Raw genomic sequence first — 26968 nt, forward strand, 5'->3', positions numbered from 1 at the left:
TTATGCGCGCGATTTTCCTGGTCGATAACGGCTCGCTGCGCCCGGCGGCAACGCTCAACCTGCGCCGGGTGGCGGGGGCACTCAGCGAACGGCTGGGCGAGACGGTCCAGCCCGCCTCGCTATTGCACTCCAACAAGGTAGACGCCGAGGCACTCGGCGGCGTAGCGGCGCAGACGCTGGGCCCGGCCGCCGAACGAAGCGCCGAGGCGGGGGCCCGCGAGATCATCGTGCTGCCGTTTTTCTTCGGCGCAAGCCGTGCACTGACCGACTATCTGCCCAAACGCATGGGCGAGCTGCAAGCGCGCTTTCCAAACGTGCGGGTGCGCGTTGCGATGCCGCTGGTGGACGAGCAGGGCGACAACGACCTGCGCCTGGCGCATTTATTGGCCGATAACGTCCTCCAGACAATGCCCGAAGGCGCGCCACCCAGCGTGGTGCTGGTGGATCACGGCAGCCCGATCTTCGAGGTCACCGCGGTGCGTAACCGCCTGGCGGGCCAGCTCGGCGCGGTGCTGGGCGAGCGCGCCGCCTGCGTGGCGCCGGCCTCCATGGAGCGCCGCGAAGGCGACGAATACCGCTTCAACGAGCCGCTTTTGGAGCATCTTTTGGAAAGCGATAGGTTTAATAGTGCCACCGTGGTGGTGGCGCTTTTATTCCTGTCCCCCGGGCGCCACGCCGGGGAAGACGGCGATATCGCCGAGATCTGCCGCGCTGCCCAGGCGCGTCACCCAAACCTCGAGGTAGTCACCACGCAGTTGGCCGGTGAGCACGATGGCATCGTGGCGATCCTGCACACGCGGCTGCGTCAGGCGCTGGATGAAGGCCGGGTTTTACTGACGCTGCCCTAAAGCGTGCTGGGCGCGTTACGGTAGTGCCAGACGCGGTGAGAGCGCGTAGAATCGCGAGCCTTTAATGCGCGCACGTGTGCACTCATCATCAACCAGGGGCTCCTCTTGATCGCCACCGCCAATATCACCATGCAGTTCGGGGCCAAGCCCCTGTTTGAAAACGTCTCGGTCAAATTCAACAACGGTAACCGTTACGGGTTGATCGGTGCCAACGGCTGCGGCAAGTCGACCTTCATGAAGATTCTCGGCGGCGAGCTCGAGCCTTCCGCCGGCCAGGTGATGCTCGATAGCAGCACGCGCCTGGGTAAGCTGCGCCAGGATCAGTTCGCGTTCGAGAACGAACGCGTGATCGACACCGTCGTCATGGGCAATGCCGAGCTCTGGAAAGTCGCGGCAGAGCGCGAGCGCATCTACTCGATGGCCGAAATGAGCGAAGAGGACGGCATGGCCGTGGCGGATCTCGAGGTGCGCTTTGCCGAGCTCGACGGCTACACCGCCGAGGCGCGCGCCGGCGAGCTGCTGCTGGGCCTGGGGATCCCCATCGAGCAGCACTTCGGCCCCATGAGCGAGGTAGCGCCGGGCTGGAAACTGCGCGTACTGCTCGCCCAGGCGCTGTTCTCCGATCCGGACGTTTTGCTTCTCGACGAGCCGACCAACCACCTGGATATCAACACCATCCGCTGGCTGGAAGACATGCTCAAGGCGCGCAGCAGCACCATGGTGATCATCTCCCACGACCGCCACTTCCTGAACAGCGTCTGCACCCACATGGCGGACCTGGACTACGGCGAGATCACCCTGTTCCCGGGCAACTACGACGACTACATGACCGCGGCCACCGCCGCCCGCGAGCGCCAGCACGCGGACAACGCCAAGAAAAAAGCCCAGATCGCCGAACTTCAGCAGTTCGTCAGCCGCTTCTCGGCGAACGCCTCCAAGGCCAAACAGGCCACCTCCCGGGCGCGCCAGATCGACAAGATCAAGCTCGAAGACATCAAGCCTTCCAGCCGGGTCAGCCCGTTCATCCGCTTCGAGCAGAACAAAAAGATTCACCGTAATGCGCTGAACGTCGAGGCGATCACCAAAGGCTATGATGGCAACAAGCCGCTGTTCGAGCGCTTCTCCATGGGGGTCGAAGCCGGCGAGCGCGTAGCCATCATCGGCCCCAACGGCATCGGCAAGACCACACTTTTGAAGACCCTGTCCGGCGATTTCGCACCCGACAGCGGCGAGGTAAAGTGGACCGACGCCGCCGAGCTTGGCGTGTTCGCCCAGGACCACGCGGCAGACTTCGCCGAGGATGCCACCCTGTTCGAGTGGATGGGCCAGTGGACGCAAGGCGGCGAGCAGGTGGTGCGCGGTGCGCTTGGTCGCATGCTCTTCTCAAGCGACGATATCGGCAAGTCGGTTAAGGTGATTTCCGGCGGCGAGCAGGGCCGGATGCTGTTTGGCAAGCTGACCCTGACCAACCCCAATGTACTGCTGATGGACGAGCCTACAAACCACCTGGATATGGAGTCCATCGAGGCGCTCAACCTGGCGCTCGAGAACTATCCCGGTACGCTCTTTTTCGTCAGCCACGACCGGGAGTTCGTGTCGAGTTTGGCCACGCGTATTCTGGATATGCAGCCCGAGGGAATCATCGACTTCAGCGGCAGCTACGACGACTACCTGAAAAGCCAGGGCGTCGTCTAACCCTACTGGGTTTCGCCCAATATGTGCTGGTAGGTCGCTTCCGAGACAGGGTTTTGTTCGCTATCGAGAATATCGCCCTTGAAGGTGTCGTTCATCTCCTTGGCCAGCGCCACGTAAACGTGCATCTGCTGGTTGCGCCGCCGATGAATGGGCGGCTTGACCAGCAAACTGACCCCGCGAATGGTGCCGTCGGTTTCGCCCCGCAACAGGTCCGGCATCTCCCCCGGGGGAAAGGCGTTGGCGACGACGATCGGGTTGGTGCGCTTTTGCCCGTCGATCAAAAATACCTTTTTGAGCGGGTCGAACCGGGCGTTTTTGCCGCGTAGCCACTCGGTCAGGCGCTCGTCGGTGGTCACGTCTGGCTGGGCGAAAATCACGAACAGCGAGTGCTGCTTTTTTCTATTCGCCGCCGGGGTGGGCGCCGTGGGCGCGGCCGCTTGAGACGCTTGCGCGCGGGGCGGGTGGGTCGGCGGCGCAACCCTGGGTGCTTTGATGCGGCGTTTTTTCGCCAGCGCCAAATAAGCGAAAATCGCGATAGCGACCACGCCGAGAAGCAGCGAAAAAAGCGCAAATCCTACGGGAAGGGAAACAGTGTCCATTTTATCACCCTGAGCCTGATACCAACATTAGGGACGCCTTTAATCAAACCTTGACGATGGGCGTCCTAAAACCTTATCGATAAGGTAGGTGAAAATAGCAGGCTTTACAGGCGCGAGGATATAAAAAAAGCACCACGTGAGTGGTGCTTTGGATCAATCAAGTACGTTTTATAAACGTCAATAACCTATCACAAGGCGACGCTTATTTGAGGCGGTCATGGCCGTTATCCATAAACGGATAGTCGGTGTAGCCTTTTTCATCGCCGCCGTAGAACGTGTCGTGGTTTGGCTCGTTGAGCGCCGCGTTGGCCCGGAAACGCTCGGCCAAGTCCGGATTGGCGATATAGGGACGACCATAGGCCACCAGGTCGCCGTTACCACTCTTGATCAGCGCCTCGCCCTTTTCGGCGTCGTAGTGGCCGCAGTAGATAATGCTGCCGTTGAAGCGCTCGCGCATCTGCTCGCGAAAGCCTTCCGGGAACTCATTGTCACCGCCGGCCCAGTTGGGCTCGTTCAAGTGAATATACGCAAGGCCGCGCTTGGCGAGCTCGTCGGCCAGATAGAACGACATCTCCTTGGGCTCGTCGTCGGTCAGACCGAAAATCTCGATGAACGGCGTCAGGCGGATACCCACGCGGTCGGCACCATACACCTCGATGACGGCATCGACGACTTCCAGCGGGAAGCGCGCACGGTTTTCGACCGAGCCGCCGTACTGGTCGTCACGCTTGTTGGTGCCGGTGGCCAGAAACTGGTTGAGCAGGTAGGCGTTCGCCGCGTGAACTTCGATCATGTCAAAGCCTGCGCGCTTGGCGCGAACGGCCGCCTGGCGGTAATCCTCGACGATGCCGGGGATTTCGTCGGTCTCGAGCGCTCGCGGCGTGCTCGCAGGGTGCTGACCGGCGCTGCCATCCTCGAACTCGACAAAGGCCTGGGCGCCTTCACCTTTCAAGGCGCTGGGCGCGACCGGTGCTTGACCCTCGGGCTGAACCATTTCGTGAGAAACGCGCCCAACGTGCCAGAGCTGCATGGCAATGCGTCCGCCCTTGGCGTGTACCGCGTCGACGACGTTTTTCCAACCGGCTTCTTGCTCGTCGGTCCAGATACCCGGGGTATACACGTAGCCCCGCGCAGTGGGCGAGATATTGGTCGCCTCAGAGATGATCAAACCCGAACCGGCGCGCTGACCATAGTAGGCTTGCTGCATTTCACCAGGAACGCTGTCCGGGGTACGCGCCCGGGTGAGCGGCGCCATGATGACCCGGTTGGGAAGTGGCAGGCTGCCAAGCTGGGTAGGGGCGAGTAGTGTCTCGAACGCCATGAGCAAACTCCTTCTTGCGATTAAATAGTGTCAGGGCAGAATAGACCAGTTTACTACCAAGCGCCAATTACGATTTTATATGGCGCTCGATACACTTATTGGATGGGCTAATCCCGACGCGGTTTCGAGCATGCCTGAAAAAAATGAATAGTGCATGGGCGTTAAATACCCGCCCGGCGCACCGGGCGTGGCTGGCTAACGCGGTATCAGGACGGCCAGAACCAGCGCCTTTTGGGCGCGGGGGCGGCCATATGGACAAGGGCGGTCGTCAGGGCAGTGACGATCGCACCCAACTGGCGGTGGCACACGGCGCTGCTTAAAACGCCGGGGCACTGTTTCAGCAACAGCTCGCACTGGTTGGAGGCCACACAGAGCTGGGTGAAGGCATCCGGCGGCAGGCTAGATTTGGCGGCCTGGCTTGCTTGTTTGAGCTCACTGGCGAGCATCGAGAGCGTATGGGTATCCAGCCAGCAGGGCAGCGGGTCTTCGAGGCGCACGGCGATGGCGTTCTGCATCGCTTCGAACGAGGTGCGTAAAAAGAGCACGGTGTGGCGAAGTTGGCGCGGCGGCTGGGGGGCACTCCACCTTTTCATGCTGATGCTCCATTGCGACTCATTAAAGTAAAATGTTTCTCATTTACATTTAGATGCAAAGATAGCGTGCGCCCGTGTCGGTGTCAAACCCGCGGCCTGGGCTAGCCCGCCAGCAGGTAGAGCCCCTGGATCAGGTAAAACACCCCGATGACGGTGACGATCCAGCGGGTCCAGGCGCGAAAGTTGGCATCGGTCAGCCGGTGCAGAATGCGCGTGCCGGTTTGGGTGCCCAAAAGCGCAAAGGGCGTGGCGAGCAGGACCATGGCCCACTCTCCGGCGCCAAGCGCCAGCGCCGAGCCCAGGTAAAAGAGAATCTTGATACTGTGCGCGATTACCTGGATCATCGCCTTGGTGGCGACGACTGCGCGGCGGTCCATGTTCGAGCGCACGAAGAAGATATCGATCAACGGGCCGGACACCCCCGCCGCAATGGTCAAACCCCCGGAGGCGAGACCGCACGCCAGTGCGTGGCTTGCGCGGTTGGCGTTGAGCGAGAACCAGCGCTTGGGCATCCACACCAGTACCGGCAGCAGGCCGATCAAAAGCGATACCGTGGCGGCGTTGGGGCTGTAGTCGAAAAGCAGCAAAAGCCCCGCCGCACCGGCCACGCCCGCGGCCATCAGCGCGACCACCCGCCAATTGATGTAACGCCGCGAAAGCCAGGCGCGGGAGGCGTTGGCAGTGAGCTGAATGACCCCGTGAACCGCCATGGCCGAGGCGGCGGGAAACACCAGCAGCAGAAACCATAAAAGCACCAGCCCGCCGGCCATGCCGAAAATGCCCGATAAAAGCGACGTCAAAAACACAACGCCGGCGAACACCGCACCCATCAATAATGTCATGCGACGTCCCTAGCGGCAGAAAGGCCACACCTGATAGAACTTGCGGCACTGAAACTCCGCCTCGCAGGCGTTGAGCTGGGCCTGATAGCGACTCGATCGTTCCGCGATCTGGCGCCCGGCGCGCAGCACATGGGGCTTGCCTCGGTAGGTGCCGCGCTTATAGCCGCCGGCGCCTTCGTGGTAGGCGTAGTAGAGGTGCTCCGGGTTATTCAGCGAAATACCGGTTTGCGCGCGGGTGCGGGCGTTGTACCAGCCGATGAAGTCCGTGGCGTGCTTCATGTGGGTACGCCGGGCAAAGAGGCTACCGGCCTGGTCGCGGTACTCGCCCCATACCGGGTCCTGGGCCTGGGCGTAGCCTTTGGCGGAAGAGGGGCGGGGGCCTGGTATGAAGCCCAGGTAGTATTTACGGTCCGGGCGAACGTGGCTTCGAAACGAGGACTCCTGCTGAATGAACGACATTTGCGTCGCAATCGGGGTGCCCCACTGGTTTTCGGAGTCGCGGGCGTAGTCGTACCAGCTGGGCTGTTCGCGAAAGATTTCGCACACGTTGCTTTGATTTTGCGGCGGGTTGGGCGCGAAGGTGGCGCAGCCCGAGAGCATGAGTAGGGCACACAGCGCCCAAAGACGCCGGGCGTGTCCGGTAAAGCCGCTAGGGTGGCGCATGAAGTCTCCTGTTTGATCGGTATGCGGTGTTATCGGTTGTTGGGGGGCTACCTTTAGCGCAAAAGCGCCGCCAGCCGGTGGCGCAGGCGCTGTACTTCCCGGGTCAACGTGTCGCCGGAGAGCATGCCGACGCCCATCACCAGCCCCGAGCGGGTGTCCCCCTGGCCACACACCGGGCTTAGCGGGCGCGCGATCAGGTGCTCCTTCAAAAGCGCCTGGGCAATGGCTACGTCGTCGACGCCGGGCTCGAATTCGATGCACAGGCTAAGGGTGCTGCTGGGCGGCGATATCCGCTCGACCCGAGGCAGTGTGCAAAGCTGGTCGTGCAAGACTTGCTGGCGGCCCAGGTAGTCGCGCTGTATGCGCCGGCACCAGCTGTCCAGGCTGCCATCGAACATGAACTGGGCGAGTACCGCCTGGTCGAGCATGCGGCCTTCGCGAAAGAGCTCGCTGCGCAGCCGGTTCATCGGCGCGGCCAGATGGCGAGGCACTACCAGATACCCCAGACGCAGGCCGGGAAACATCATCTTGGAAAACGAGCCTACCAGCAAATGCCGCGAAGAACCGGGTTCGAATAAAAGCTCGGGATGGTCGTCTCGCGTGAACTCGTAATCGTCCTCCAGCACGTAGGCGGGCTCGAGCGCCGCGCACAAGCGCTCCTTGTGCGCGGCGCTCGCGGGCATGCTCAGCGGGTAGTGGTGGGAGCCGGTCAGGTAGGCAAGGGCGACGGGCTTCGATGCGCCGTCCAGGGGGTAGCCGTGCTCCGGATACCAGGGCCGCAGGTCGATCTCGAGCCCGGCGGCGGTGAAAACGTTGCGCGCCCCCCAGTAGCAGGGCGACTCCATGACCACCGTATCGCCCACGTCGGTGAGCGCCATGGCGCAAAGCTCGATGCCGTTGTGGGTGCCATCGGTGATGATGATCTGGTCCACGTCGCAGTCGATGTTGCGCCAGCGCGCCAAAAAATCGCGAATGGCGCGCTTTAAAGGCCCAAACCCGCCGGTGGAGTAGGAAAGCAGCAGCGCGTTTTGCGACACCGTGACGCTTTCATAAAGCTTTCGCCAGCGGCGCATGGGGAACTGGGCGATATCCGGAATGCCGGGCATGAAGGAGCCGTTTTGAATACTGCTCGACCCCGGCGCGCTCAATACCTGGCTTGCGCGTTTTGAAAGCGGCGTGGAAAGCGTCGAGGGCGCGGGGGCGGGAGGATGCCGGCGCACCCAGGTGCCTTGGCCGTGAGCGGTTTTGAGAAGCCCTTCGCCAAGCAGCGTATTGACCGCCTGCGCCAGGGTTTGGCGCGCGCAGCCAACGGCTTTGGCAAGCGCCCGGTGGGGCGGCAAGCGGCTACCCTGGCGCCAGTGCTGGGTAATCGCCTGGCGCAGCGCCTGCTCGATACGAACCTGCTTATTGAGCCGCTCCGGCTGGGACTGAAAGAGCGCGGTTAACTGTGCGAGCATCTTCTCGTAGTCCATTGACGCTCCTTCAACGCTTGCGAGTAAAAAGCGTAGTGGCCCTAAAGTCGAGGCGTTATCGCATATTAGCGCAAAGTGGTCCAGTGAAACCCGAAAGTGGTCCATTCGCGTAGCTGGCCGGCCCTGCTAGCGTGTAGTAAAGCCCTTGCCAGCGCTTGGCCCCACGGCCAGGGTCTGCATTGGGGCGCTCAATAACAACCTGCCACGCTCATACAACAACCAACCACTCCTGGGATATTTGCACATGACGACATCGACTCCTGAACAGGCAAAGCTTGTTCGTGTGTTGGCACGGGGGGACGTGCTGGCGCTGGCCTTCGGGGCCATGATCGGGTGGGGCTGGATCGTTCTGACCGGCACCGCTATTGAGTCCGCCGGAAGCGTCGGCGCCATTTTGGCGTTTATCCTGGGCGGCATCGCGATCCTGTTGGTCGGGCTGACCTACGCCGAGCTTGCCTCGGCCATGCCCAAGGTGGGCGGCGAACACGTTTATAGCTACCGGGCGCTGGGCCACGGCGCCTCGTTTTTATGCACCTGGGCGATCATCCTGGGCTATTTGAGCGTGGTGGCGTTCGAGGCCGTGGCGCTTCCCACCGTGGTCGAGCATATTGCGCCCAACTACGCCGTGGGCCATCTGTGGACCATCGGCGGTTGGGAGGTCAAGGCGACCTGGGTCGCGGTCGGCGTGGGTGGCTCGCTTGCCATGATGATGATCAACTACTTCGGTGTAAGCACCGCCGCACTTTTGCAAAAGGTCGTCACCGGCTTGATTTTGTTGGTGGGCGTGATGTTCATTACCGGCGCTTTATTCGAGGGCAATACCGCGAACATGTCGCCGCTGTTCGCTTCGAATGAGACCGGTGTGCTGGCCGGCATCGTGACGGTGCTGGTCATGGTGCCGTTTCTGTTCGTCGGCTTCGACGTCATCCCCCAGGCCGCCGAAGAGATCAACCTGCCTTATAAAGCGATCGGTAAGGTATTGATGGTCTCCGTGCTGCTGGCCGTGGCGTGGTACTCGCTGATCATTTTGGCCACCAGTCTTTCGCTGGATAGCGTGGCGCTGGAGGGGTCGAGCTTGAGCGTACCGGATGCCATGGGCGCGCTGTTCAACGCCCCCTGGGCGAGCAACCTGATGGTACTGGCCGGTATCGCGGGCATCATCACCAGCTGGAACTCCTTCTACATTGGTGGCTCCCGCGCCATCTACGCCTTGGCCACCGCGGGCATGCTGCCAAAGGCGTTCGCTAAATTGCACCCGCGCTATAAAACCCCGACCAACGCCATCTTCATGATGGGCTTTCTCTCGTGTCTGGCGCCGTTTTTCGGCCGCCCGGCGCTGGTCTGGATCGTCAACGCCGGCGGGCTTGGCATCGTGATCGCCTACCTGTTCGTGGCGATCTCTTTCGTCGTGCTGCGCCTGCGCGAGCCGGACATGCCGCGCCCGTTTCGCGTGAGCTTCGGGCTGCCCTGCGGCGTGCTGGCGATTTTACTCTCCGTCGGCATGGCGTTTTTGTACATGCCGGGCAGCCCCTCCGCGCTAAGCGGCGCCGAGTGGGTCATTTTCGCCGGCTGGTCGCTGCTTGGCGTAGCGCTTTATATCCATTCGCTGCGCACCTACGGGCGCGCCTACAGCGACCAGCACATGCTCGGCGATCTTTAATTTTTCAAGCGTTTAGGAGACTTCATGAGCTTTATCGAACAGTGGTTGAACGACAGCGTACAGGCGCTGATTGGCGGCGAGTGGCGCAAGGGCAAAGAGACCTTTGCTGTCGACAACCCGGCCACCGGCGAGACCATCGCCCGGGTGGCCGAATTGAGCGCCGATGACACTACGGATGCCGTGGCCGCCGCTTACAATGCCGGCGCCGCCTGGCGGGCCACCCCGGTCAAGGAACGTTCCAAAGTGCTGCGTCGCTGGTTCGAACTGATCAATGAACACGCCGACGACCTGGCGCGGTTGATGACCCTGGAACAAGGTAAGCCACTAGCTGAAGCCAAAGGCGAGGTGGGCTATGGCGCTTCGTTCATCGAGTTCTTTGCTGAAGAAGCCAAGCGCATGGCCGGCGAAACCCTGCCCGGCCACGGCGCCGACAAGCGGCTAATGGTGCTACGCGAGCCGGTCGGCGTGGTCGCCGCTATCACACCCTGGAACTTCCCGCTGGCGATGATCACCCGCAAGTGCGCCCCGGCGCTAGCTGCTGGCTGCACCGTGGTGATCAAACCCGCCGAGGCCACGCCGCTCACCGCACTCGCCGCGGCTTACCTGGGCCTGGAAGCCGGCCTGCCCGCCGGCACCATCAACGTGGTCACGGCCTCGAAACCGGCAGACGTGGGCGAGGTGCTTACTACGGATTCCCGCGTGCGCAAGGTGTCGTTCACCGGCTCCACGCCGGTGGGCAAGCGCCTGCTCGCCCAGTGCGCCAGCACGGTGAAGAAAACCGCCATGGAACTGGGCGGCAACGCGCCGTTCATCGTGTTTGATGATGCGGACGTGGACGCCGCCGTGGACGGCGCCATTGCCTCCAAATTCCGTAACGCCGGGCAAACCTGCGTGTGTACCAACCGCTTTCTGGTCCAGGACGGCATTTACGATGCGTTCATCAGTAAGCTCACCGAGCGGGTGAAAGCCCTGAAGGTGGGTGATGGCCTTGAGGAGGGCAGCGTGATCGGCCCACTGATCAACCAGGCCGCGGTGGATAAAGTACAGCGCCACGTAGACGACGCCCAGCAAAAGGGCGCCCGGGTGCTGTGCGGCGGCCAGGCCCACGCGGCCGGCGAGCGTTTCTTCACGCCCACGGTGCTGGCGGATGTCACCACCGAGATGGCGGTAGCCGATGAAGAAACCTTTGGCCCGGTCGCGCCAGTGTTCCGCTTCACCCAGGATGAAGAGGCGATCCGAATGGCCAACGATACGCCGTTCGGCCTGGCGGCCTACTTCTACGCCACCGACTACCGGCGCATCTGGCACACCCTGGAGGCGCTCGAGTACGGCATGGTCGGCGTCAACGAAGGCCTGATTTCCACCGAGCTGGCGCCGTTTGGCGGCGTGAAGGAGTCCGGCCTTGGCCGCGAAGGCTCCCACCACGGCCTCGAAGAATTCACCGAGTTGAAATACGTCTGCGTCGGTGGGCTTTAAGGAATCGATGATGACCAATCAGCAACTGAACGAGCTAAAAAACCGCTATGTGGCCAGTGGCGCGGCCACGGCAACCACCCAGTTTGCCGAGCACGCGGAAAATGCTGAAATTTGGGATGCCGACGGCCAGCGCTGGATCGACTTCGCCGGCGGCATTGGCGTGTTGAACCTGGGCCATCGCCACCCGAAAATCGTTGCCGCCGTGGAAGCGCAGCTCAAGAAGGTGATGCACACCAGTGCCGCGGTCATCTCCTACGCGCCCTACGTCGAGCTTTGCCAAAAGCTTTGCGAGCTGACCCCGGTACGCGGGCCCGAGCGCAAGGCGCTGCTGGTCAACACCGGCGCCGAGGCGCTGGAGAACGCCGTCAAGATCGCCCGCGCCGCCACTGGCCGTAGCGGCATCATCACTTTCGACGGCGCCTTTCATGGCCGCACCATGATGACACTCGCCATGACCGGCAAGGTGCTGCCCTACAAGAACGACTTCGGCCCGATGCCGGGCGATGTGTTCCGCGCGCCGTTCCCGAACCCGATCCACGGCATCAACGAAGAGGCCTCGCTCGATGCCATTCGCACGCTGTTCAAGACCGACATCGCCCCGCATCGCACCGCGGCCATCGTGATCGAGCCGGTGCAGGGCGAAGGCGGCTTCTACGTCGCCTCTCCTGAGTACCTGCAAGCGCTTCGCGCGCTGTGCGACGAGCACGGCATTTTGTTGATCGCCGACGAAGTGCAGTCCGGCTTTGCGCGTACCGGCAAGCTGTTTGCACTCGAACACAGCGGCGTCGAGGCGGACCTTCTCACCACCGCCAAGAGCCTGGCCAACGGCATGCCGCTTTCTGCGGTAGTCGGCACCGCCAAGGTGATGGACGCCTCGGGCCCCAACTCGCTCGGCGGCACCTACAGCGGTAACCCGCTGGCCTGCGCGGCGGCGCTGGCGGTGATCGAGACGATCGAGGAAGAGGGCATTCTTGCGCGCAGTGAGCAGATGGGCCGCATGCTTGCCGAGCGCTTTGCGGTATGGGAAGAGCGCTTCCCAGCGGTGGCCCACGGTCGTCAGCTCGGCGCGATGGCCGCGTTTGAGCTTGTGGATGAAAACGGCAAGCCCGACCCGAAAAGGACCGGCGCGCTCTGTGCCAAAGCGCGCGAGCAGGGTTTGATCCTGCTCTCCTGCGGTTTTTACGGCAACGCCATTCGTATTCTGGTGCCGTTGACGGTATCGAGCGAGGTGCTGGAAGAGGGCTTAAGCATCATCGAGGCGTCGCTGGAAGCGCTTGGTTAATACCTTTTAAGTGTCACTAAGCCCGCCCTCGTCAGATAGCGCAAGCTGTTGGAGAGGGCGGGTTTTTTGTGGATATTGAAAGTCTAATGCTGAGATCGTCAGTCGCACTAAGTGTCTTATGCTAGGCTGGATTTGGTAGGGAGGATAAAAATAATCATAAGCAAATATCTGGCTTATGATGTGGTGCGAATAGCTTGGATCCAAACCCTCCCAACAAGGTGCCGGAACCGACGCGGCTAATTTTCATCGTTCGGCAGCTACTTACTTGAAGAGTATATCTATGCAGATCGAAACGCGACGCTTCGCTGGATTCGAGTTTTGGAATGTTGGAAGTTTGGAGATTCAGCGGAACTCCGATGGATCTTTGGCTGAGTACTCACATACGCTGCCAGAAGGTGTTCGTCCAAATCGGTACTCTGCTGGACCCTTCTGCCGGTTCGGACTACCCAGTGCCCCAAATGCAGCCGGTGTTTACGCGATCACAATAGAAAACGAGCTTCAATACATCGGCGAAGCGGTCGACCTTGCGCAGCGGTTCGCGCCATCGGGATACGGGCAGATTCACCCGCGTAATTGCCACCATGATGGGCAGAGCACAAATTGCAAGCTGAACTCCCGGGTTTTGGAAGCAGCGAAGCGGGGTAGTGCTGCGCGCATTTGGTTTCATCCGACCGATGATCGGTTGGTCACTGAGTCATTTCTGATCGGTCATCTTTTACCCCCTTGGAACGGACGTGGTACCTCGATGCGTACCCCGACCGAGCAACACGACCGGCCTCGTAGTGCTCGGGGTGTTGGTGTAGGTGGGCGGCAGGGAACTGCGGGTACAGCGGAGCAGTTTCGAAATACGCTTTCTGCACTACTCGTAGATGCGGCAAGGAGTAGTACGCCCGCGGTTCAGGTTCAAGCAGGCCAGTTGCACCGACTCGTTGGCGGCTATCCAGGATCACATCATCGGATGCCGGTTTGCTGCTCCGTTATGCGGTCTCTTATGGTGTCCGGTGACCGGTTCATTCAGCAGCCACCGAAAGGTAACGGTGCGAGCTTAATCATAGAGTATCGTCTTCCACGGCTCCCGGCTCAGTGATCCGGCTGTGTGCACATACATTATTTCTTGAGAAAATATAGAATTCCACAACCGAACAAGCGGCTGGTGGCGGCGACCCCTTATCCATGTTTTCGGTACTCTGCGGGTTATTGCGCGAGGCGCGCGCCTGATCCTTAAACGTTAAAAAATACGGAAAGCTATGAGTACACGCAAGCTTACAGAAGAACAGAAAAGCAAGTTAAGGCTCTTGGAGCCAAGCCTCAAGATTGCTGCGGCACGAAGAGATTTAGAAGAGTGCAAAAATCTGACTGCTTATATACAAAATATTCTCAGACCTACCGGCCATGAAACGAGGCTGATGCAGTCAAAGAATTGGTTATTCGAAACGGCGATGGAGGTCGGAGAAATTGACTTCGCAATAAAAGGATTTAACGGTGTTCGCCAGAAGGTGGCAAAGTCGACACGCTTGTATCTTGAGGCTACTGCCCTTCTAGCAATATGTCACCTGAGAAAGCGAGACCTCAATAAAGCAAAGCCTTATATGGTAGAGGCGCTTAGGTGTGAAAAGAACATTAAGTCCGAGAATGGCCGTTCTGATTTCAAAGTAAGTTTAGCGAAAAGGTTTGACGAGGAGGCTTTACTTGCATCGATAGCAACAGATGAATCAGAGTTTATGGACTTAGACAAAATTCAAAGTGATGCAGCGAAGCTAATTCAAACAAAGCATGAAGATGAAATATTAGAAATGTTGGGCGCAAATATTCCAAAAGGCGCCTTGGATTTTGTTGAGCGGGTTCATGCGGAGTCAAAGAACTTACTAACGTATGAGGAAAAGTTGCGTTTACCATCACCAGCTACCTTCCAGCAAAAGAAAAAGCTTGGAAAGGGAGTGTTGTCAGCTTTTCAAACTGTAATATGGCATTCCTTTTGTGACAAAGAAAGTGAAGTCTATAAAATGTGGTTCACTAATGGCTTACAAGCTGTTTTGGACAAAAAGTACTTAACAAGTGCTATCGTAAGCGCATTGGCAGGCCTGAAAATTGGAATCTACGCAATCGCTGTTTATGTTACTTCTTTGCTGATAAAAATAGGCATTGAAACATTTTGCAATATCTATAAACCAAATAATATAATGTCATTGAGACGATGATTTTTAACAAGCTGGTTTATTTCCTGTCGCTCATGATTTCTGCAGAGCGCGGCGCTATGCAGTCAAGCTCAGAGCTATCGAGGCTTTAAAATGAACGAGTTAAGATTGTCATTTAGATTGGCTACTGATTTTGATGTTCAAAGAATATATTCGTGGTTACTAGAACACGGTCGTCGGGAAGTGCATGGTTCATTTTTGTGCAATTGGATTTTAACCCAGCGAGTCCATAAGGACAATCAGCTTTTTGTAGCTACTCTCGCTGATGAGCCTATTGCTTACATATGGGAAGATTTTGGCATAGTGGAGGTTCGTGAAGAGTTTAGAAATAAAGGGGTTGGAAAACGACTTGTAGAATATGCAATGGAATGTGCGATCAGTAGTGGAAGATGTGCTGTTTCCATTGAATGCAAACCCGAATCGTCCATTCCATTTTGGAAAAAAATGGGATTCGAATTTCACAATGAAAACAAGGCATCATGTGTTTTTGAAAAGTCCTTTGATATGCCTGTCGATGGCTTACCGATAAACGTAGATATAATGTTTTACCCAGAGCAAGCAAAATGGATCCCTGAAACACTTCCGATAAAGTCATTTTCTCCGCCTGCTATGCTAGACAATCAGGGCATCATACATCTACAACATCGCGTGGGCGCTAACGTCGGTAACGACGATGCGATGATCAGAATCTGCGTAGATGGAGAAAATATTTACTTTGATAAAGCCAGGTACCCTGACGCAGAGACAGTTGGTGTGAACTACAGTTCAGGTGCATTTTATATTGACAAGGTTCATAACCAAGCATTGTAGTCGACAAGCCGGTGATGCCGCGTTCGAACTCGTGGATAGCGCTGGGAAACCTGACCCCGCCGCCGCTGCGCTGTGCGCGAAAAAGGCCTGATCCTGCTTACCTACGGCTTCTACGGCAATGCGATCCCCATTCGGTGCTGCTGGCCGTATCGAGCCAAGTGCTGGAAGACGGCCATAAAATCCCCGAGGCGCTGCTTGAAGCATTAAGCTAACGCTTTCACGTATGACGCCACCCGCCCATCGTCAGTCGCATTCGCGGCGGGCGATGGGCGGGTTTTATATGTCTGCCATCCTTTCAGTAACGCCTGAACTGACAGGAAGGGGCCGGGTGAGATAACCTTGTAAGGACGCTTGGGCGGCCACCGCATGTTAACTACTGTATGTTAACTACCGCCTGTTACCCACTGCGTTTGATCAACCGTGTTGCAGCAGCTCGGTTTCGCCCGCCCGGTGTCATCCTTCCCGTTTCACTTCTTCTTAAATCAGGAATACTGATGAGTCTGTTTTCTCTAGTGAGCGTATTGGTCACGCTCGCGGCGGTATCGAGTTACCTTAATTATCGTTTCATCAAGCTGCCCACCACCATTGGTGTCATGCTGCTGGCGCTGGTGTCGTCGCTTTTGCTGATTATCGTCACACCCTACACGGCGGGGTTGCACGGCCAGGCGGCGGCGCTGGTGGAGCGGATCGATTTCGATCAGGTAGTGCTGCACGGCATGTTGGCCTTTTTGCTGTTTGCCGCGGCCATACACGTCAAGTTCGACCACCTGCGCGAAGAGTGGCTAACCATCGCGCTGCTTGCCGTGGTGGGCAACGTGATGTCGACCTTTATCATCGGCGCGTTGACCTGGCTGGTGCTGGGGTGGCTGGAGCTGCCCGTGCCCTTTTTGTATGCCCTGGTGTTCGGCGCCTTGATCTCACCGACCGACCCCATCGCGGTGGTGGGCATCATGAAATCCGTCGGCGTTTCCCGGCAGCTCGAAAATCAAATCGCCGGCGAGTCGCTGTTTAACGATGGCCTAAGCGTGGTGGTCTTTCTGGTGCTGTTGGGCCTTTCCGGGCTGGGCGCCATGGGCGGAGAAGAGGTGCCGGTCGAGTCCTCTATCGATATTGCGGCCATCGGTTTGCTGCTCCTTAAGGAGGTTGGCGGGGCGGTGCTGCTGGCGTCAGTGGCGGGCTACCTGGTTTACCAGATGCTCAAGCGGGTCGATAACTACCAGGTCGAGGTGCTGATCACCCTCGCCCTGGCGATGGGCCTGTTCGCCCTGGCGGATAGCCTGCACTTGTCGGCGCCCATCGCCGTGGTGGTCGCGGGGCTGTTCATTGGTAACCACGGGCGCTTGTTTGCCATGTCGGATAAAACGCGCGACAACGTCGACACCTTCTGGGAGCTGATCGATGAAATCCTCAACGTGGTGCTGTTTTTACTGATCGGTTTGGAGCTTCTGGTGCTGCCGATCGAGCGTGACTGGCTGGTGGCCGGAGGGCTTGCGATCGTCATCGTGCTGGGAACGCGGTTGCTGTGTGTCGCCAGTATCCTGGGCCCGCTTGGCAAGCTTAAGGATCAGTCGAAAGGCGCCATTCCGATTCTGACTTGGGGCGGGCTGCGCGGCGGTATTTCGGTGGCCATGGCGCTGTCACTACCCGCAAGCGAGTTTCGCGATCTGGCGTTGACGTTGACCTACTGCGTGGTGATTTTCTCGATTGCCGTCCAAGGGCTGACCATGGGCAAAGTCATTCGCCTGAGCAGCCGTACGTAGTACGCTTCGATAGCGAACTCGGGATAAGGAGCAACGCATGCACCATACAAGAAAAGGGCAGTTCATCGTTACATCCAGCCGACAGATTTATAAAAACCCCTGGATCGAGGTGACGGAGGATAGCGTCATTAGGCCCGGTGGCGAGAAGGGAATATTTGGTACGCTCGATATGCGCGATGGCGTCGCCATTCTGCCGCTCTTTGACGATGGCAGCGTCCTGCTTGCCCGGGAATACAAGTACGCGCAGGAAAAAGAGATGATAGAGATCGTCGGCGGTGGGATCGACGATGGCGAGTCGCCGGAGAACGCCGCCGCCCGCGAGCTGGCCGAAGAGGCCGGCCTCGAGGCAGACGAGTTGATAAGGCTTGGCGTTGCAGACCCTTTCACCACGCTGGTCCGAACGCGGGACTATCTGGTAATCGCAACGGGGCTTCGTGAGTTGCGGGAGAGACCGCCTGCCGATGATGTGGTCGAGCCCTTTAGAATTTCACTCGCGACCGCTGTCGATTACGTAATGGACGGTACGATTACCCACGCGGTTTCGTGCCTACTTATTTTGAGGGCGGCGCTCGCGTTTCCTCACCATGTGAAAGACCGCACTCTGTCTTCGCGCTAGCAGCCTTGTGCCGTTTTACGCTGGCTTCCACTCGCTGGCCGAGGTTGGCCGGAGCTAGCTGGCGTCGGCAGTGTGGACTCCTATACTGAGCGCATACCCACTGCAAAGGATGTGCCTCATGGCAACAAATAAGCTTCCCTCCGGCGCCGGCGATGTCGCCGGTGAATACCCCGAGGTATGGGACGCCTACGCGGCACTGGGCAAGGCGTGCTCACAGTCCGGGCCGTTAGAGGGCCGCGAACTACGCTTGGTCAAGCTTGCGCTTGCCATTGGCAACCGCTCCGAAGGCGCGGTGCATTCTCACGTGCGCCGTGGGCTCGAAGAGGGGTTAAGCGCTGAAGAGCTCAAGCAGGCCGCCATGCTGGCGGTGCCGACCATCGGCTTTCCCGCCGCCGTGGCCGCGCTCACCTGGATTACCGATATCACCGACGCCGGGTAGCACGAACGCTTCGGCCGAGCGCAAGGCTCGGCCGAATGCATGGTCAGTAAAGTATCAGGTGGCCGTGCGGCCCTGCTCCTCGAGCGCCTGGTCGACCGAGGACACATAGTACTCGGTGGCAAACGCGCCCTCGGGCTCCTTGAGCCAAACCAGACACACCAGCCAGCTAATGAAGGCGCCCGCCGCGATAATCAGGAAAAATTGTGTGGGCGTCACGAAGGTATAGATCGTCAGGTACACCACCGCTCCCACGTTGCCATAGGCGCCGGCCATACCGGATATCTGGCCGGTGATACGTCGCTTGATCGAGGGAATGATGCCAAAAGTGGCCCCTTCCGCCCCCTGCACGAAAATCGACGTCGCGATGGTCACCAGGATCGCGAGCAGCAGTGGCCAGCGGGCATCGAGCAGCGCCATCAGCGCAAACCCGACGCTAATCCCGAACATGTAGCAGAGCATGACGAAGCGGCGGTTGCCCATTCGGTCCGACACCATGCCGCCCATGGGTCGGGCCACCAGGTTGACGAAGGCAAACGAGGCGGCGATCAACCCGGCCGTGGCCGCATTGAGCCCCCAGGTTTGCTCGAAAAAGAGCGGCAGCATCGAGACCACGGCAAGCTCCGCGCCGAAGTTGGCAAAATAGGTGGTGTTGAGCGCGGCCACGCTATTGAAGGGGTACTTATCATCCTCGGGCACGCCCTTGCGCAAAATGGGTAGATTGACCCGCAAAATCTGCACGATCTGATAAATGATGATCGCGACGATCACCAGGTACGTCGCCACCGCGCCGCTCATGGGCAGATAGCCCATGTCCTGGATACGCCACACGAGCACGGCCAACACTCCGACCAGCGGAATGGTCCAGATGATGAGTTTGATCATGTCCGCCCAGGAACTGACCTCCATGGCGGCGGTTTTGCGCGGCTTACGGTGGGCGGCGGCATCCGGGCCATCGGTAATGGCGAACCAGTAGTAAACGCCATAGGCCGCCATCACGATGGCGCTTTGGGCGATCGCCCAGCGCCATCCGTCCGGGCCGCCATACATCGTAAGCGCGATCGTGGGTAGCGACATGGCCGCCACAGCGGAGCCAAAATTACCCCAGCCAGCGTAGAACCCTTCGGCAAAACCGATATCCTTTGGCTTGAACCACAGTGCGGTCATGTGAATACCCACCACGAAGCTCGCCCCTATCGAGCTCAATACCAGCCGGGCGACCAGCAGCTGCGTCATACTATTGCCGAAGGCGAAAGCCAGTGCCGGTACCGACATGCTGACCATCAACACGGAAAAAACGCGCCGGGGGCCGAAACGGTCGAGCATCATGCCGACGATGATACGCGCCGGGATGGTGAGCGCGACGTTACAGATTGCAAACAGCTTGAGATCGTCCTGGGTCAGCCAATCGACGCTTTTGAGCATGCTCGAGGCCAGCGGCGCCATGTTGAACCAGACGTAGAAGGTGATGAAAAACGCGATCCAGGTAAGGTGCAGTGCCCGGATTTCGGGGTTTTTGAATTTGAAAACGGCAGATACTTTCATGGCCATTTCGTCCTGTATCCAACGCGCGGACTCGCCGCGGCTTATGGGCTGGCTAGCGTATAGGCAGGCCAGGAGATGGGCTGCGCTATGGACTCGGTAGAATCAACAACGGGCACTCGGCGCGGCGCGCCAAAAACGAGCTGACGCTGCCAAAGGTCATGTAGTCGAGTTCGTCGACGAAGTAGGTCAACGACTTGGCGATGATGCCGCCATCGGGCTGATGGCTGTGGCGTGCAATGACCAGCAGGTCCGGGGCGAGCTTGCGGGTGGCGGCGAGCAGCATCTTGCGTGCATCGCCTTCGGCGATCAGCTGCTCTGCCTGAAAGCCCTCGCCGGTGGCGAACGCCACGCCTTCTTCCAAGTGCTGCTTTAATTGCGCGCGGGCTTGCTGAAACAGGGTTTCGTTATGGTCGGTGGCGTCGAGCGGGTTTTCGGCCACGCCCACCAGGGTGATCAAGGGCTGGTTGCAGCGAAACATGTTCACCACCTGGGCGAGCGCCAGCTTGGCATTTCGTGAACCGTCGTAAGCGAGCATTATCTTCATGGGTCCTCCCGCCTGGGGCAGGGAAAGGCTCCGGAGCCCGGCTCCGGAGCAGGAGTCAGGGGTTGCGGACGCTGGCGCTCCGGCGCAGGTAGAACCACCAATTGATGCCCAGGCAAACGGCGTAGAAGACGGCAAAGCCGTACATGGCAAGCTCCGGGGTGCCCGCCTGGATCTGCGCGCCGATGATGCTGGGGGCGATGAAGGCGCCGTAGGCGGCCACCGCCGAGGTCCAGCCAAGTACCGGGCCTTTTTGCTGGGCATCGAAGATCACCCCGATACTGCGAAAGGTGGAGCCGTTGCCGATGCCGCTGGCGGCGAACATCACGATGAAAAGCAAAAGGAAGAGCCAGAAGAATGCATTGGGGTCGGTGGCGTTGTAGGCCAGCATCATCACGTAGCCAGTGGCAACGGAGGCCACCACCATGACCGCGGAAATGATCTGGGTGACGATGGCGCCGCCGACCTTGTCGGAGATCCAACCGCCGACCGGGCGAATGAGTGCGCCGACGAACGGCCCTATCCAGGCCCAGGTGAGGGCGCTCGGGGCGTTGGGGTTGACTACGCGCACCAGGCTCCCATCCGCGGCGCTCTCCATCATGTTGCCGAAGATCACGTTGATCGACAGCGGCAGCGCCGCCGAAAAGCCGATGAAAGAGCCGAAGGTGAGGATGTAGAGAATCGTCATCGCCCAGGTGTGCTGGTTGGAAAAGATCGCGAACTGCTTCTGGATATTGGGCTTGATGTCGCCGGGAATCAGGCGCAGCAGCACCAGCGTCAGCACGATCGTAAGCGGTAGGGCGACCCACATGTTGAGCCAGGCGAGGGCCAGCATACCGGCGATCGAGGTCAAAAGGCCCACCCCGTAAAGCCCAAGAATCTTGCCAAAGGCGGTGAGGGGCGCGCCCGGGTTGGGGGTGATCGTGCGGATATTGTTCATGCCGAACCAGCCCAAAAAGACGAGCGGCACCAGCAGGACCAGCCAGACGAAGCCGGCGTTTTGAATCCAGGTGTCGGTGCCGGCCTCGATACGTCCGATCAAGGTGCCGCTGGCACTTTCCAGTGCCATGGGGCCGCCGGCCAGCGCCCCGAAGAGCCCGACGGTCATCACCAGCGGAATCAGAATCTGCATGGTGGTGACGCCGAAGTTACCCAGCCCCGCGTTCATGCCCAACGCGTAACCCTGCTGCTTGCTGGGGTAAAAGGTCGAGATATTGCTCATCGAGCAGGCGAAGTTACCGCCCCCGATGCCGGAGAGCAGCGCCAGCGCCTGGAAAATCCAGAACGGTGTATCCGGATTCATCAGCGCAAGGCCGGTGCCGGCGGCAGGAATGGCCAGTAGCGCCGTGGTCAAAAAGATGGTGTTGCGCCCGCCGGCAATGCGAATCATGAACGAGGCGGGAATGCGCAGCGTCGCCCCGGAAAGCCCCGCCAGTGCCGTAAGCGTAAAGAGCTGGTCGACGGAAAACGCAAAGCCCAGGTTCTGCATTTGGGTGGTGATCATGCCCCACATCATCCACACCGCAAACCCGACCAGCAGGCTTGGAATGGAGATCCAAAGGTTGCGGTTGGCAACGTGTTTACCCTGCTGCTCCCAGAAGCGTTCGTCTTCGACATCCCAAGCGACGATGTCGGCATTTCTCTTGGTCATGATGGTTCCCCTTTGCGTAAACCATTACCTGGCGTCGAACCATTAGCGGCTCACCGATAAGGGAAAGATACGCGCGCGGGGAAGGGCTGGGAATGGCCCTGAAAGCCAGCGAAATCAATAGCCTACCTCTTTGTGGGTAGGTGCTTTCAAGAGCCAGAAGCCTGATTTCATTAAAGAAAAAAGCGAAGGGGTAAGCGCGCCGAGAAGCGCAGGCGCCGGCGCGCTATTTGGAGGTATCTACATTGATTGGCTAGTCGTTGATGCCCGCTTGCACGGCCCAGACCGCCGCCTCCACCCGCGAGCGCAGGTTGAGTTTCTTGAGCAGGTGTTTGACGTGCACCTTCACCGTGCCTTCGGTGATATCCAGCTTACGTGCGATCAGCTTGTTGGAAAGGCCGCCGGCGAGCTGGCGCAAGATCTCGCGCTCGCGCTGGGTGAGGCTGCGAATGTCCGGCGCGGTGGGCGTCGCGCGCTGATTGCGCAGCGCCTCGGCCAAAAGTGCGGTAAGACTTTCGCTGATCACCATGCGCCCGAGTGCGGCCTGGCGTAGCTGGCGCACCATGTCCTCGGGCTCCATGTCCTTGAGCAGGTAGCCGTCGGCGCCGGCGCGCAGGGCCGCTACCACGTCTTCTTCATGGTCGGAGACGGTGAACATGACGATGCGGCCGCTAAAGTCGTTCTCCCGCAGGCGGCGCAAAGCCTCCAGGCCGTCGATATCGGGCATGTTCAAATCGAGCAGGACCAGGTCGGGCTCGAGCGAGAGCGTCAGCCGAATGCCCTCTTCGGGGCTGCCGGTCTCGCCGACCAATTCCAGGTCGTCTTCGAGTTCGAGAAGCTGCGCCACGCCGCGGCGCAAGAGCGGGTGGTCGTCGATGATCAAAAGCGTGGCAGGGGTGTCGTGGCTGGTCTGAGACATTAAAGATTCCGTGTGCCTGAATGAGCATCGTCGGTGGCCGCTGTCGGCGGCTGTTGAGTCAAGCGAGCGGTCAAGGGGGTGAAGATGACCTCCACGCAGGCCCCGCCACCGGGGCGATTAAAAATGGAGAGCTCGCCGTTCAAGGTGGTGGCGCGGTCGCGAATGATGACCAGGCCGTAATGCATCGGCGGCGAGGCGTCGTTTTGAAGGCCGATGCCGTCATCTTCCACGCGGACCTGCAAGCGGGCATCTCTAAAGCGCACGGTGATGCTGACCCAAGTGGGCTGGGCGTGCTTGTGCGCGTTGGCCAGCGCCTCGCGAATGATTTGTAGAACGTGGATCTCTTCATTGGGGTTGAGCAGGTAGGGCGGTACATCGTAATCGAGCGCGACCGCGAAGCCCAGGCGCTGGGTGAACTCGTCCGTGGTTTGGCGCAGGGCGAACTGAAGCCCCGGGCCTTCCAGCTTGAGCCGGAAGGTGGTCAAAAGCTCGCGCAGCTGGCGGTAGGCGCTGTTCAGGCCGCTGCGCAGCTCGTCGATCACGGTGGCCTGGGCCTCGCGGGAGGCCTCTTTTTGCTGCATGCGCTCGAGCCGGGTCACCTGCATCTTGAGGTACGAGAGCGACTGCGCCAGGGAGTCGTGCAGCTCCCGGGCGATGATCGTGCGCTCGTTGATGAGCGTGACCTGCTGCTGCTCGTCGATACGGCGCTGCAAATACACGGCGGTGGCGAGCTGGTCGGCCAGAATGTTCAAAAGCCGGCGGGTGTTATCGTTGAGCTCGCCTTCGGGGTACCACACCTCCAGGTTACCCAGTAGCGTATCGCCGGCGCGAATGGAGAGCTGTAGACACTGGAGGCGCTCGCCCGAGGCGGGCAGCGGGTCGATCAGGCACGCATCGCAGGCCATGTCGCGGCAGTACTCGGGGCGTGTCACCGAGTGCGTTTCCAAAACCGGCATGATGCGCTGGTCGAAGGGGTCGTTGAGCGACAGGCGGATGGGGCCCAGACCCAGCAGGCTTTCCAGCTCGCGCAGCATGGGGGCGGCGCTGGCGCAAAGGTCGTTGCCGCCGCCGAAAAGAGTGCGGCTGGCATCGTGCATTACGCGCATGGCTTGGTTACTGCGCTCGAGCGCCTGCTCCTTGCGCGAGACGCTCTCTTCGAGAGCGGCGTAACTCGTTGCAAGCTCCGCGGCCATGGTGTTGAACGTTCGCCCCAGCCGCGCCAGCTCGTCGCTGCCCGAAAGCTTCGAGCGCTGGTTGAAGTTGCGCTTCGCCACTTCCCGGGTAAGCGCCATGAGCTGGTGCAACGGGGCGACCAGGTTGTGGCGCACATCGAAAAGAGCAATGGCGACGACCAGGCTAATGAGCAGCAAAAAGAGCACCTGCATGATGCCCAAAAGCCTCACCTTGGCTTCGGTACTGTTTTCGAGCTGCTCGACGAGTATCTCGATATCGCCGACCAGGGTGGTCACCATGGTCTCGAAGGCGGCGAGATCGATGCCGCCACCGGCGCCCGCCTCGTCCAGCGCGGGCTGCACGGTGTCTTGCCAGTAGCGCTGAATACGGCTTAATTGCTGGCGCCGTTCGTGATGGGCATCCTCGGGCACGCTGCGTTGCAGGGTAGCGCCGTGCAAGCGCTGGTCGAAGCGCGCCACGAGCGCGTCGAGTTGGCCGCCGGTGGTTGCGTCCGGGGCGTACTCCAAGCGCTGCAGCTCGACCAGAATGCGGTGGGCGTTCATGCGCAGCGACCCGGCCACGTTGATCGCCGAGGCGTCGCCGCGGGTGCTATTCGACATGTTCATGGTCAGCGTGATGCTGATGAACGCCATGGCGCTGATCGCGATCAGTGACGCCATGATACGGGCCACTAGCGAGCGTTGGAGCAGTTTCATAACGGTTCCAGCCGCCTGAGAAGGGAAAAGGAGTGTGGCACTATCGTGACCGGCATACGCGGTGCTATCCCTTTGGGGGTAGCGGTATTACCCCTAATGATTTTTGACCTGGATAAGACGAGCGCCGACAATTCTGGCATGTCTTCTGGCGCCTTCCTAGCCTAACGGGAAATCTTGCGATGCCCTCCAGTGTGCCCCCTAGCGCGAAAACCAGGCCGCCGCCGTTGCCTGTCAATGACTACCAAAGGCTGGTCGCGATGCTGTTGGTGCCGTTGGCAAGTGCGGTGGCGGTGGCGGGCTGGACGCTTTACGCCATGCTCGCCGCCCGTCCGGCTTATGTATGGCTGCCCCTTATGAGTGGCCTGCTGCTGGCCCTGGCTTGCGGATACTGGGCGCGGCGCTATAGCACCTGCTACCTGATGCTTGGGCTGTTGGCGGGGCTTGCTCTGGCGCTGCTGCTCTTTGGCGTTGCCCACAAGCCCTGGCAGTTCTGGCTACTGGGCGTCGGGTTTGGGCTCGGGGGTGGCATCATTGCAAGCGGTACCGCCCATGCCAGGCGGTGGCTGCCCGGCTGCTGGCTATGCCTGGCGGCAAGCCTTTGCGTGGCCACCCTGGCGGGGGTGGGATTTTCGCTGCGCCTGGTGCCGCTGGTGGTAAAGGCCTATGGCTTTCAGGCGGCTCCGCTGAGTCTGCTCGTTCCTTTGGTGATGATCATGCTGCTGCTGTGGCTATTCGTCGAGGCGCCGCAGAGCCCGATGAAAGAAAGTGATGGGTAGACCAAGGGAGAGGGTTACGTGATAGAGCACTACTTTTTAATCAAGCATCTTCACATGGGCGCGGCGGCGCTGAGTATCGGTTTATTTTTGGTACGCGCCTGGTGGTCGGTACGCGAAAGCCCGCGCCTGCAGGCGCGCTGGGTGAAGATCCTTCCGCACCTCATCGACACGGCGCTGCTGGGGCTGGGGGTCACGCTCATGGTGACGCTGCGGTTTTGGCCCTGGCAGCAGCCTTGGCTGGCCGCCAAGCTATTGGCGCTTTTGGTCTACATCGGCGTTGGCACCCTGGCGATCAAGCGGGGCGCCACGCCACGCCGGCGCGGCGTGGCCGCGCTGCTGGCGGTGGCGGTGTTCGCCTACATGGTCGGCGCCGCCATCCGGCACAGCCCGCTTTCCTGGCTTGCGTAATGGCGGCCTGGGCCAGTGCCCGGCGCAAAAGCGCCGGCCTTTTTACGTCAGCATATTGAGGTACTGGCGTACCACGCCAGCGTTGTTGTAGCGCTCCTCCTTCGAGGCGAACACCAGCGTCACCTTTTCCTTTTGAGCCCGCCTGGCAAGCTCTCGCAGGCGCTCGCGATGGCCGGTCAACTCCTTCATGTAGCGCTTGCGAAAATCGCCCCACCCGAGGGAGCCGTCGTGAAACGCCTTGCGCAGCGCGCTACTCGGGGCGATCTCCTTGGGCCACTCGTCGATATTGGCCTCTTGCTTTGAGACCCCGCGGGGCCACATGCCGTCTACCAGCACGCGGTAGCCGTCCTCCTTGTGCGGTGTGTCGAAGGCGCGTTTCAGTTCGATTGCCATATTCCCTCCTCGATTCAGTAAGCCCAGACGATCGCCATCAATAGCCCCCAGGCCAGCACGCCGGCGGCCATGATGGTGTGAGTGACCGACATCAACGCGACGTCGCGGGTGTGGCGCTCGCAAAGCGCCTGCAGACCGTGGTAGACCAGACTACAGGCGAGGGCGAGCGCCGCCAGTGCCAGTACCGCATTGACGACCAGACTGGGAACTAAAAGCCCTAGCGACGCGATCCAGAGCGGCAGCGGCGCCAGGGCGGCGAGCAGGTAGGCACTGTGATAGTCGATCGATAGCTCGTCGTGGCCGTTGACCACCGCCTGAATCAGCCAGCCCATCACGAAGAAGGTTAAAAGTTCGGCGAGAAACAGGATGGTCGTAATGAAGCGCCACTGGCGTTCGGCAAACCCGGCGGCGAAGGCATCGCCGTAGTGAGTTCCCGCATAGAAAAGCAGAATGGGCGGCAATAGCGACATGGGCAGCACCACGCCCCAAGCCAGTGTGGCGATGGAGGGGCGGTGTCGTTTGAGCGCTGGCCAGCCCGTCTGGTGAGTGAAGGGGAGTTGCAGGATATTGAGTGGCGTCAT

At 60.0% G+C, this 26968-nt stretch carries 25 protein-coding genes; 12 read left to right on the top strand and 13 right to left on the bottom strand.

The window, feature by feature from the left end; all coding sequences use genetic code 11:
- The first annotated feature begins 2 nt into the window (after positions 1–2).
- Together ACWHVV_RS01600 and ACWHVV_RS01605 are read left to right on the top strand one after the other, a co-directional pair.
- Positions 3–848, top strand: a complete 846-nt coding sequence (locus tag ACWHVV_RS01600; protein WP_447927773.1) for a sirohydrochlorin chelatase — start codon at positions 3–5, stop codon at positions 846–848.
- 105 nt (positions 849–953) lie between these two features.
- Positions 954–2543: an ABC-F family ATPase gene (locus ACWHVV_RS01605; RefSeq protein WP_447927774.1), complete on the top strand. Its 1590-nt coding sequence runs from the start codon at positions 954–956 to the stop codon at positions 2541–2543.
- Positions 2544–2545: 2 nt separating this feature from the next.
- Here ACWHVV_RS01605 and ACWHVV_RS01610 read toward each other — a convergent pair whose 3' ends face one another.
- The 6 genes from ACWHVV_RS01610 to ACWHVV_RS01635 all read right to left on the bottom strand — a co-directional run bounded on the left by ACWHVV_RS01610 (position 2546) and on the right by ACWHVV_RS01635 (position 8033).
- A complete protein-coding gene (locus tag ACWHVV_RS01610; protein ID WP_447927775.1) occupies positions 2546–3142 on the bottom strand; it encodes a cell division protein ZipA C-terminal FtsZ-binding domain-containing protein in 597 nt (198 codons plus the stop codon).
- Between the two features lie 202 nt (positions 3143–3344).
- A complete protein-coding gene (locus tag ACWHVV_RS01615; RefSeq protein ID WP_447927776.1) occupies positions 3345–4463 on the bottom strand; it encodes an alkene reductase in 1119 nt (372 codons plus the stop codon).
- A 206-nt stretch (positions 4464–4669) separates the two neighbouring features.
- A complete protein-coding gene (locus ACWHVV_RS01620) occupies positions 4670–5056 on the bottom strand; it encodes a hypothetical protein (RefSeq protein WP_447927777.1) in 387 nt (128 codons plus the stop codon).
- A 101-nt stretch (positions 5057–5157) separates the two neighbouring features.
- Entirely contained in the window at positions 5158–5898 is a 741-nt protein-coding gene (locus tag ACWHVV_RS01625; protein WP_447927778.1) for a TSUP family transporter, read from the bottom strand.
- 9 nt (positions 5899–5907) lie between these two features.
- Positions 5908–6561: a transglycosylase SLT domain-containing protein gene (locus ACWHVV_RS01630; RefSeq protein ID WP_447527537.1), complete on the bottom strand. Its 654-nt coding sequence runs from the start codon at positions 6559–6561 to the stop codon at positions 5908–5910.
- Between the two features lie 53 nt (positions 6562–6614).
- Complete coding sequence (locus ACWHVV_RS01635; protein ID WP_447927779.1) at positions 6615–8033, bottom strand: aminotransferase-like domain-containing protein; 1419 nt, start codon at positions 8031–8033, stop codon at positions 6615–6617.
- A 244-nt stretch (positions 8034–8277) separates the two neighbouring features.
- Here ACWHVV_RS01635 and ACWHVV_RS01640 point away from each other — a divergent pair, with 244 nt between their 5' ends.
- The 8 genes from ACWHVV_RS01640 to ACWHVV_RS01675 all read left to right on the top strand — a co-directional run bounded on the left by ACWHVV_RS01640 (position 8278) and on the right by ACWHVV_RS01675 (position 18271).
- Positions 8278–9693: an APC family permease gene (locus tag ACWHVV_RS01640; protein ID WP_447927780.1), complete on the top strand. Its 1416-nt coding sequence runs from the start codon at positions 8278–8280 to the stop codon at positions 9691–9693.
- A 24-nt stretch (positions 9694–9717) separates the two neighbouring features.
- On the top strand, positions 9718–11169 hold the full coding sequence (locus ACWHVV_RS01645) for an NAD-dependent succinate-semialdehyde dehydrogenase (protein ID WP_447927781.1): 1452 nt from the start codon (positions 9718–9720) through the stop codon (positions 11167–11169).
- Positions 11170–11179: 10 nt separating this feature from the next.
- The gene (gene gabT / locus ACWHVV_RS01650; RefSeq protein WP_447927782.1) at positions 11180–12451 is read left to right on the top strand and encodes a 4-aminobutyrate--2-oxoglutarate transaminase; all 1272 of its coding nucleotides are present in this window, start codon (positions 11180–11182) and stop codon (positions 12449–12451) included.
- Positions 12452–13698: 1247 nt separating this feature from the next.
- Complete coding sequence (locus ACWHVV_RS01655) at positions 13699–14649, top strand: hypothetical protein (protein WP_447927783.1); 951 nt, start codon at positions 13699–13701, stop codon at positions 14647–14649.
- A 90-nt stretch (positions 14650–14739) separates the two neighbouring features.
- Complete coding sequence (locus ACWHVV_RS01660; RefSeq protein WP_447927784.1) at positions 14740–15456, top strand: GNAT family N-acetyltransferase; 717 nt, start codon at positions 14740–14742, stop codon at positions 15454–15456.
- Positions 15457–15950: 494 nt separating this feature from the next.
- Positions 15951–17216, top strand: coding sequence for a cation:proton antiporter (locus ACWHVV_RS01665; protein ID WP_447927785.1), 1266 nt, complete (start codon positions 15951–15953; stop codon positions 17214–17216).
- Positions 17217–17253: 37 nt separating this feature from the next.
- Positions 17254–17832 (top strand): NUDIX hydrolase, encoded by a 579-nt coding sequence (locus tag ACWHVV_RS01670; protein ID WP_447927786.1) that lies wholly within the window; start codon positions 17254–17256, stop codon positions 17830–17832.
- A gap of 118 nt (positions 17833–17950) precedes the next feature.
- Entirely contained in the window at positions 17951–18271 is a 321-nt protein-coding gene (locus tag ACWHVV_RS01675) for a carboxymuconolactone decarboxylase family protein (protein WP_447527543.1), read from the top strand.
- A 54-nt stretch (positions 18272–18325) separates the two neighbouring features.
- On the opposite strand, the gene ACWHVV_RS01680 is transcribed toward ACWHVV_RS01675, so the two are convergent.
- From ACWHVV_RS01680 to ACWHVV_RS01700, 5 genes are all read right to left on the bottom strand, one after another.
- Positions 18326–19813: an MFS transporter gene (locus ACWHVV_RS01680; RefSeq protein WP_447927787.1), complete on the bottom strand. Its 1488-nt coding sequence runs from the start codon at positions 19811–19813 to the stop codon at positions 18326–18328.
- Between the two features lie 85 nt (positions 19814–19898).
- Positions 19899–20357 (bottom strand): universal stress protein, encoded by a 459-nt coding sequence (locus tag ACWHVV_RS01685; protein ID WP_447927788.1) that lies wholly within the window; start codon positions 20355–20357, stop codon positions 19899–19901.
- Between the two features lie 55 nt (positions 20358–20412).
- Entirely contained in the window at positions 20413–22005 is a 1593-nt protein-coding gene (locus ACWHVV_RS01690; RefSeq protein ID WP_447927789.1) for an antiporter, read from the bottom strand.
- Positions 22006–22255: 250 nt separating this feature from the next.
- The gene (narL, locus tag ACWHVV_RS01695) at positions 22256–22921 is read right to left on the bottom strand and encodes a two-component system response regulator NarL (protein WP_447927790.1); all 666 of its coding nucleotides are present in this window, start codon (positions 22919–22921) and stop codon (positions 22256–22258) included.
- Positions 22921–24810, bottom strand: coding sequence for a type IV pili methyl-accepting chemotaxis transducer N-terminal domain-containing protein (locus tag ACWHVV_RS01700; RefSeq protein WP_447927791.1), 1890 nt, complete (start codon positions 24808–24810; stop codon positions 22921–22923). Before ACWHVV_RS01700 ends, narL begins: the two co-directional genes overlap by 1 nt.
- 257 nt (positions 24811–25067) lie before the next feature.
- On the opposite strand from ACWHVV_RS01700, the gene ACWHVV_RS01705 reads away from it, so the two are divergent.
- Both ACWHVV_RS01705 and ACWHVV_RS01710 read left to right on the top strand, forming a co-directional pair.
- A complete protein-coding gene (locus ACWHVV_RS01705) occupies positions 25068–25586 on the top strand; it encodes a hypothetical protein (RefSeq protein WP_447927792.1) in 519 nt (172 codons plus the stop codon).
- Positions 25587–25607: 21 nt separating this feature from the next.
- Complete coding sequence (locus ACWHVV_RS01710) at positions 25608–25994, top strand: SirB2 family protein (RefSeq protein WP_447556538.1); 387 nt, start codon at positions 25608–25610, stop codon at positions 25992–25994.
- Between the two features lie 42 nt (positions 25995–26036).
- Here ACWHVV_RS01710 and ACWHVV_RS01715 read toward each other — a convergent pair whose 3' ends face one another.
- Positions 26037–26387: a DUF488 domain-containing protein gene (locus tag ACWHVV_RS01715; protein WP_447927793.1), complete on the bottom strand. Its 351-nt coding sequence runs from the start codon at positions 26385–26387 to the stop codon at positions 26037–26039.
- 14 nt (positions 26388–26401) lie between these two features.
- Entirely contained in the window at positions 26402–26968 is a 567-nt protein-coding gene (locus ACWHVV_RS01720; RefSeq protein WP_447927794.1) for a YIP1 family protein, read from the bottom strand.

The organism is Vreelandella sp. EE27 (assembly GCF_968206495.1).

Coding starts and splice junctions, on each gene's coding strand:
- ACWHVV_RS01640 (WP_447927780.1), top strand. CDS start 8,278: ATGACGACATCGACTCCTGAACAGGCAAAGCTTGTTCGTGTGTTGGCA.
- ACWHVV_RS01600 (WP_447927773.1), top strand. CDS start 3: ATGCGCGCGATTTTCCTGGTCGATAACGGCTCGCTGCGCCCGGCGGCA.
- ACWHVV_RS01690 (WP_447927789.1), bottom strand. CDS start 22,005: ATGACCAAGAGAAATGCCGACATCGTCGCTTGGGATGTCGAAGACGAA.
- ACWHVV_RS01720 (WP_447927794.1), bottom strand. CDS start 26,968: ATGACGCCACTCAATATCCTGCAACTCCCCTTCACTCACCAGACGGGC.
- ACWHVV_RS01645 (WP_447927781.1), top strand. CDS start 9,718: ATGAGCTTTATCGAACAGTGGTTGAACGACAGCGTACAGGCGCTGATT.
- ACWHVV_RS01705 (WP_447927792.1), top strand. CDS start 25,068: ATGCTGTTGGTGCCGTTGGCAAGTGCGGTGGCGGTGGCGGGCTGGACG.
- narL (WP_447927790.1), bottom strand. CDS start 22,921: ATGTCTCAGACCAGCCACGACACCCCTGCCACGCTTTTGATCATCGAC.
- ACWHVV_RS01635 (WP_447927779.1), bottom strand. CDS start 8,033: ATGGACTACGAGAAGATGCTCGCACAGTTAACCGCGCTCTTTCAGTCC.
- ACWHVV_RS01630 (WP_447527537.1), bottom strand. CDS start 6,561: ATGCGCCACCCTAGCGGCTTTACCGGACACGCCCGGCGTCTTTGGGCG.
- ACWHVV_RS01665 (WP_447927785.1), top strand. CDS start 15,951: ATGAGTCTGTTTTCTCTAGTGAGCGTATTGGTCACGCTCGCGGCGGTA.
- ACWHVV_RS01660 (WP_447927784.1), top strand. CDS start 14,740: ATGAACGAGTTAAGATTGTCATTTAGATTGGCTACTGATTTTGATGTT.
- ACWHVV_RS01670 (WP_447927786.1), top strand. CDS start 17,254: ATGCACCATACAAGAAAAGGGCAGTTCATCGTTACATCCAGCCGACAG.
- gabT (WP_447927782.1), top strand. CDS start 11,180: ATGACCAATCAGCAACTGAACGAGCTAAAAAACCGCTATGTGGCCAGT.
- ACWHVV_RS01620 (WP_447927777.1), bottom strand. CDS start 5,056: ATGAAAAGGTGGAGTGCCCCCCAGCCGCCGCGCCAACTTCGCCACACC.
- ACWHVV_RS01625 (WP_447927778.1), bottom strand. CDS start 5,898: ATGACATTATTGATGGGTGCGGTGTTCGCCGGCGTTGTGTTTTTGACG.
- ACWHVV_RS01680 (WP_447927787.1), bottom strand. CDS start 19,813: ATGAAAGTATCTGCCGTTTTCAAATTCAAAAACCCCGAAATCCGGGCA.
- ACWHVV_RS01655 (WP_447927783.1), top strand. CDS start 13,699: ATGAGTACACGCAAGCTTACAGAAGAACAGAAAAGCAAGTTAAGGCTC.
- ACWHVV_RS01675 (WP_447527543.1), top strand. CDS start 17,951: ATGGCAACAAATAAGCTTCCCTCCGGCGCCGGCGATGTCGCCGGTGAA.
- ACWHVV_RS01615 (WP_447927776.1), bottom strand. CDS start 4,463: ATGGCGTTCGAGACACTACTCGCCCCTACCCAGCTTGGCAGCCTGCCA.
- ACWHVV_RS01700 (WP_447927791.1), bottom strand. CDS start 24,810: ATGAAACTGCTCCAACGCTCGCTAGTGGCCCGTATCATGGCGTCACTG.
- ACWHVV_RS01715 (WP_447927793.1), bottom strand. CDS start 26,387: ATGGCAATCGAACTGAAACGCGCCTTCGACACACCGCACAAGGAGGAC.
- ACWHVV_RS01685 (WP_447927788.1), bottom strand. CDS start 20,357: ATGAAGATAATGCTCGCTTACGACGGTTCACGAAATGCCAAGCTGGCG.
- ACWHVV_RS01610 (WP_447927775.1), bottom strand. CDS start 3,142: ATGGACACTGTTTCCCTTCCCGTAGGATTTGCGCTTTTTTCGCTGCTT.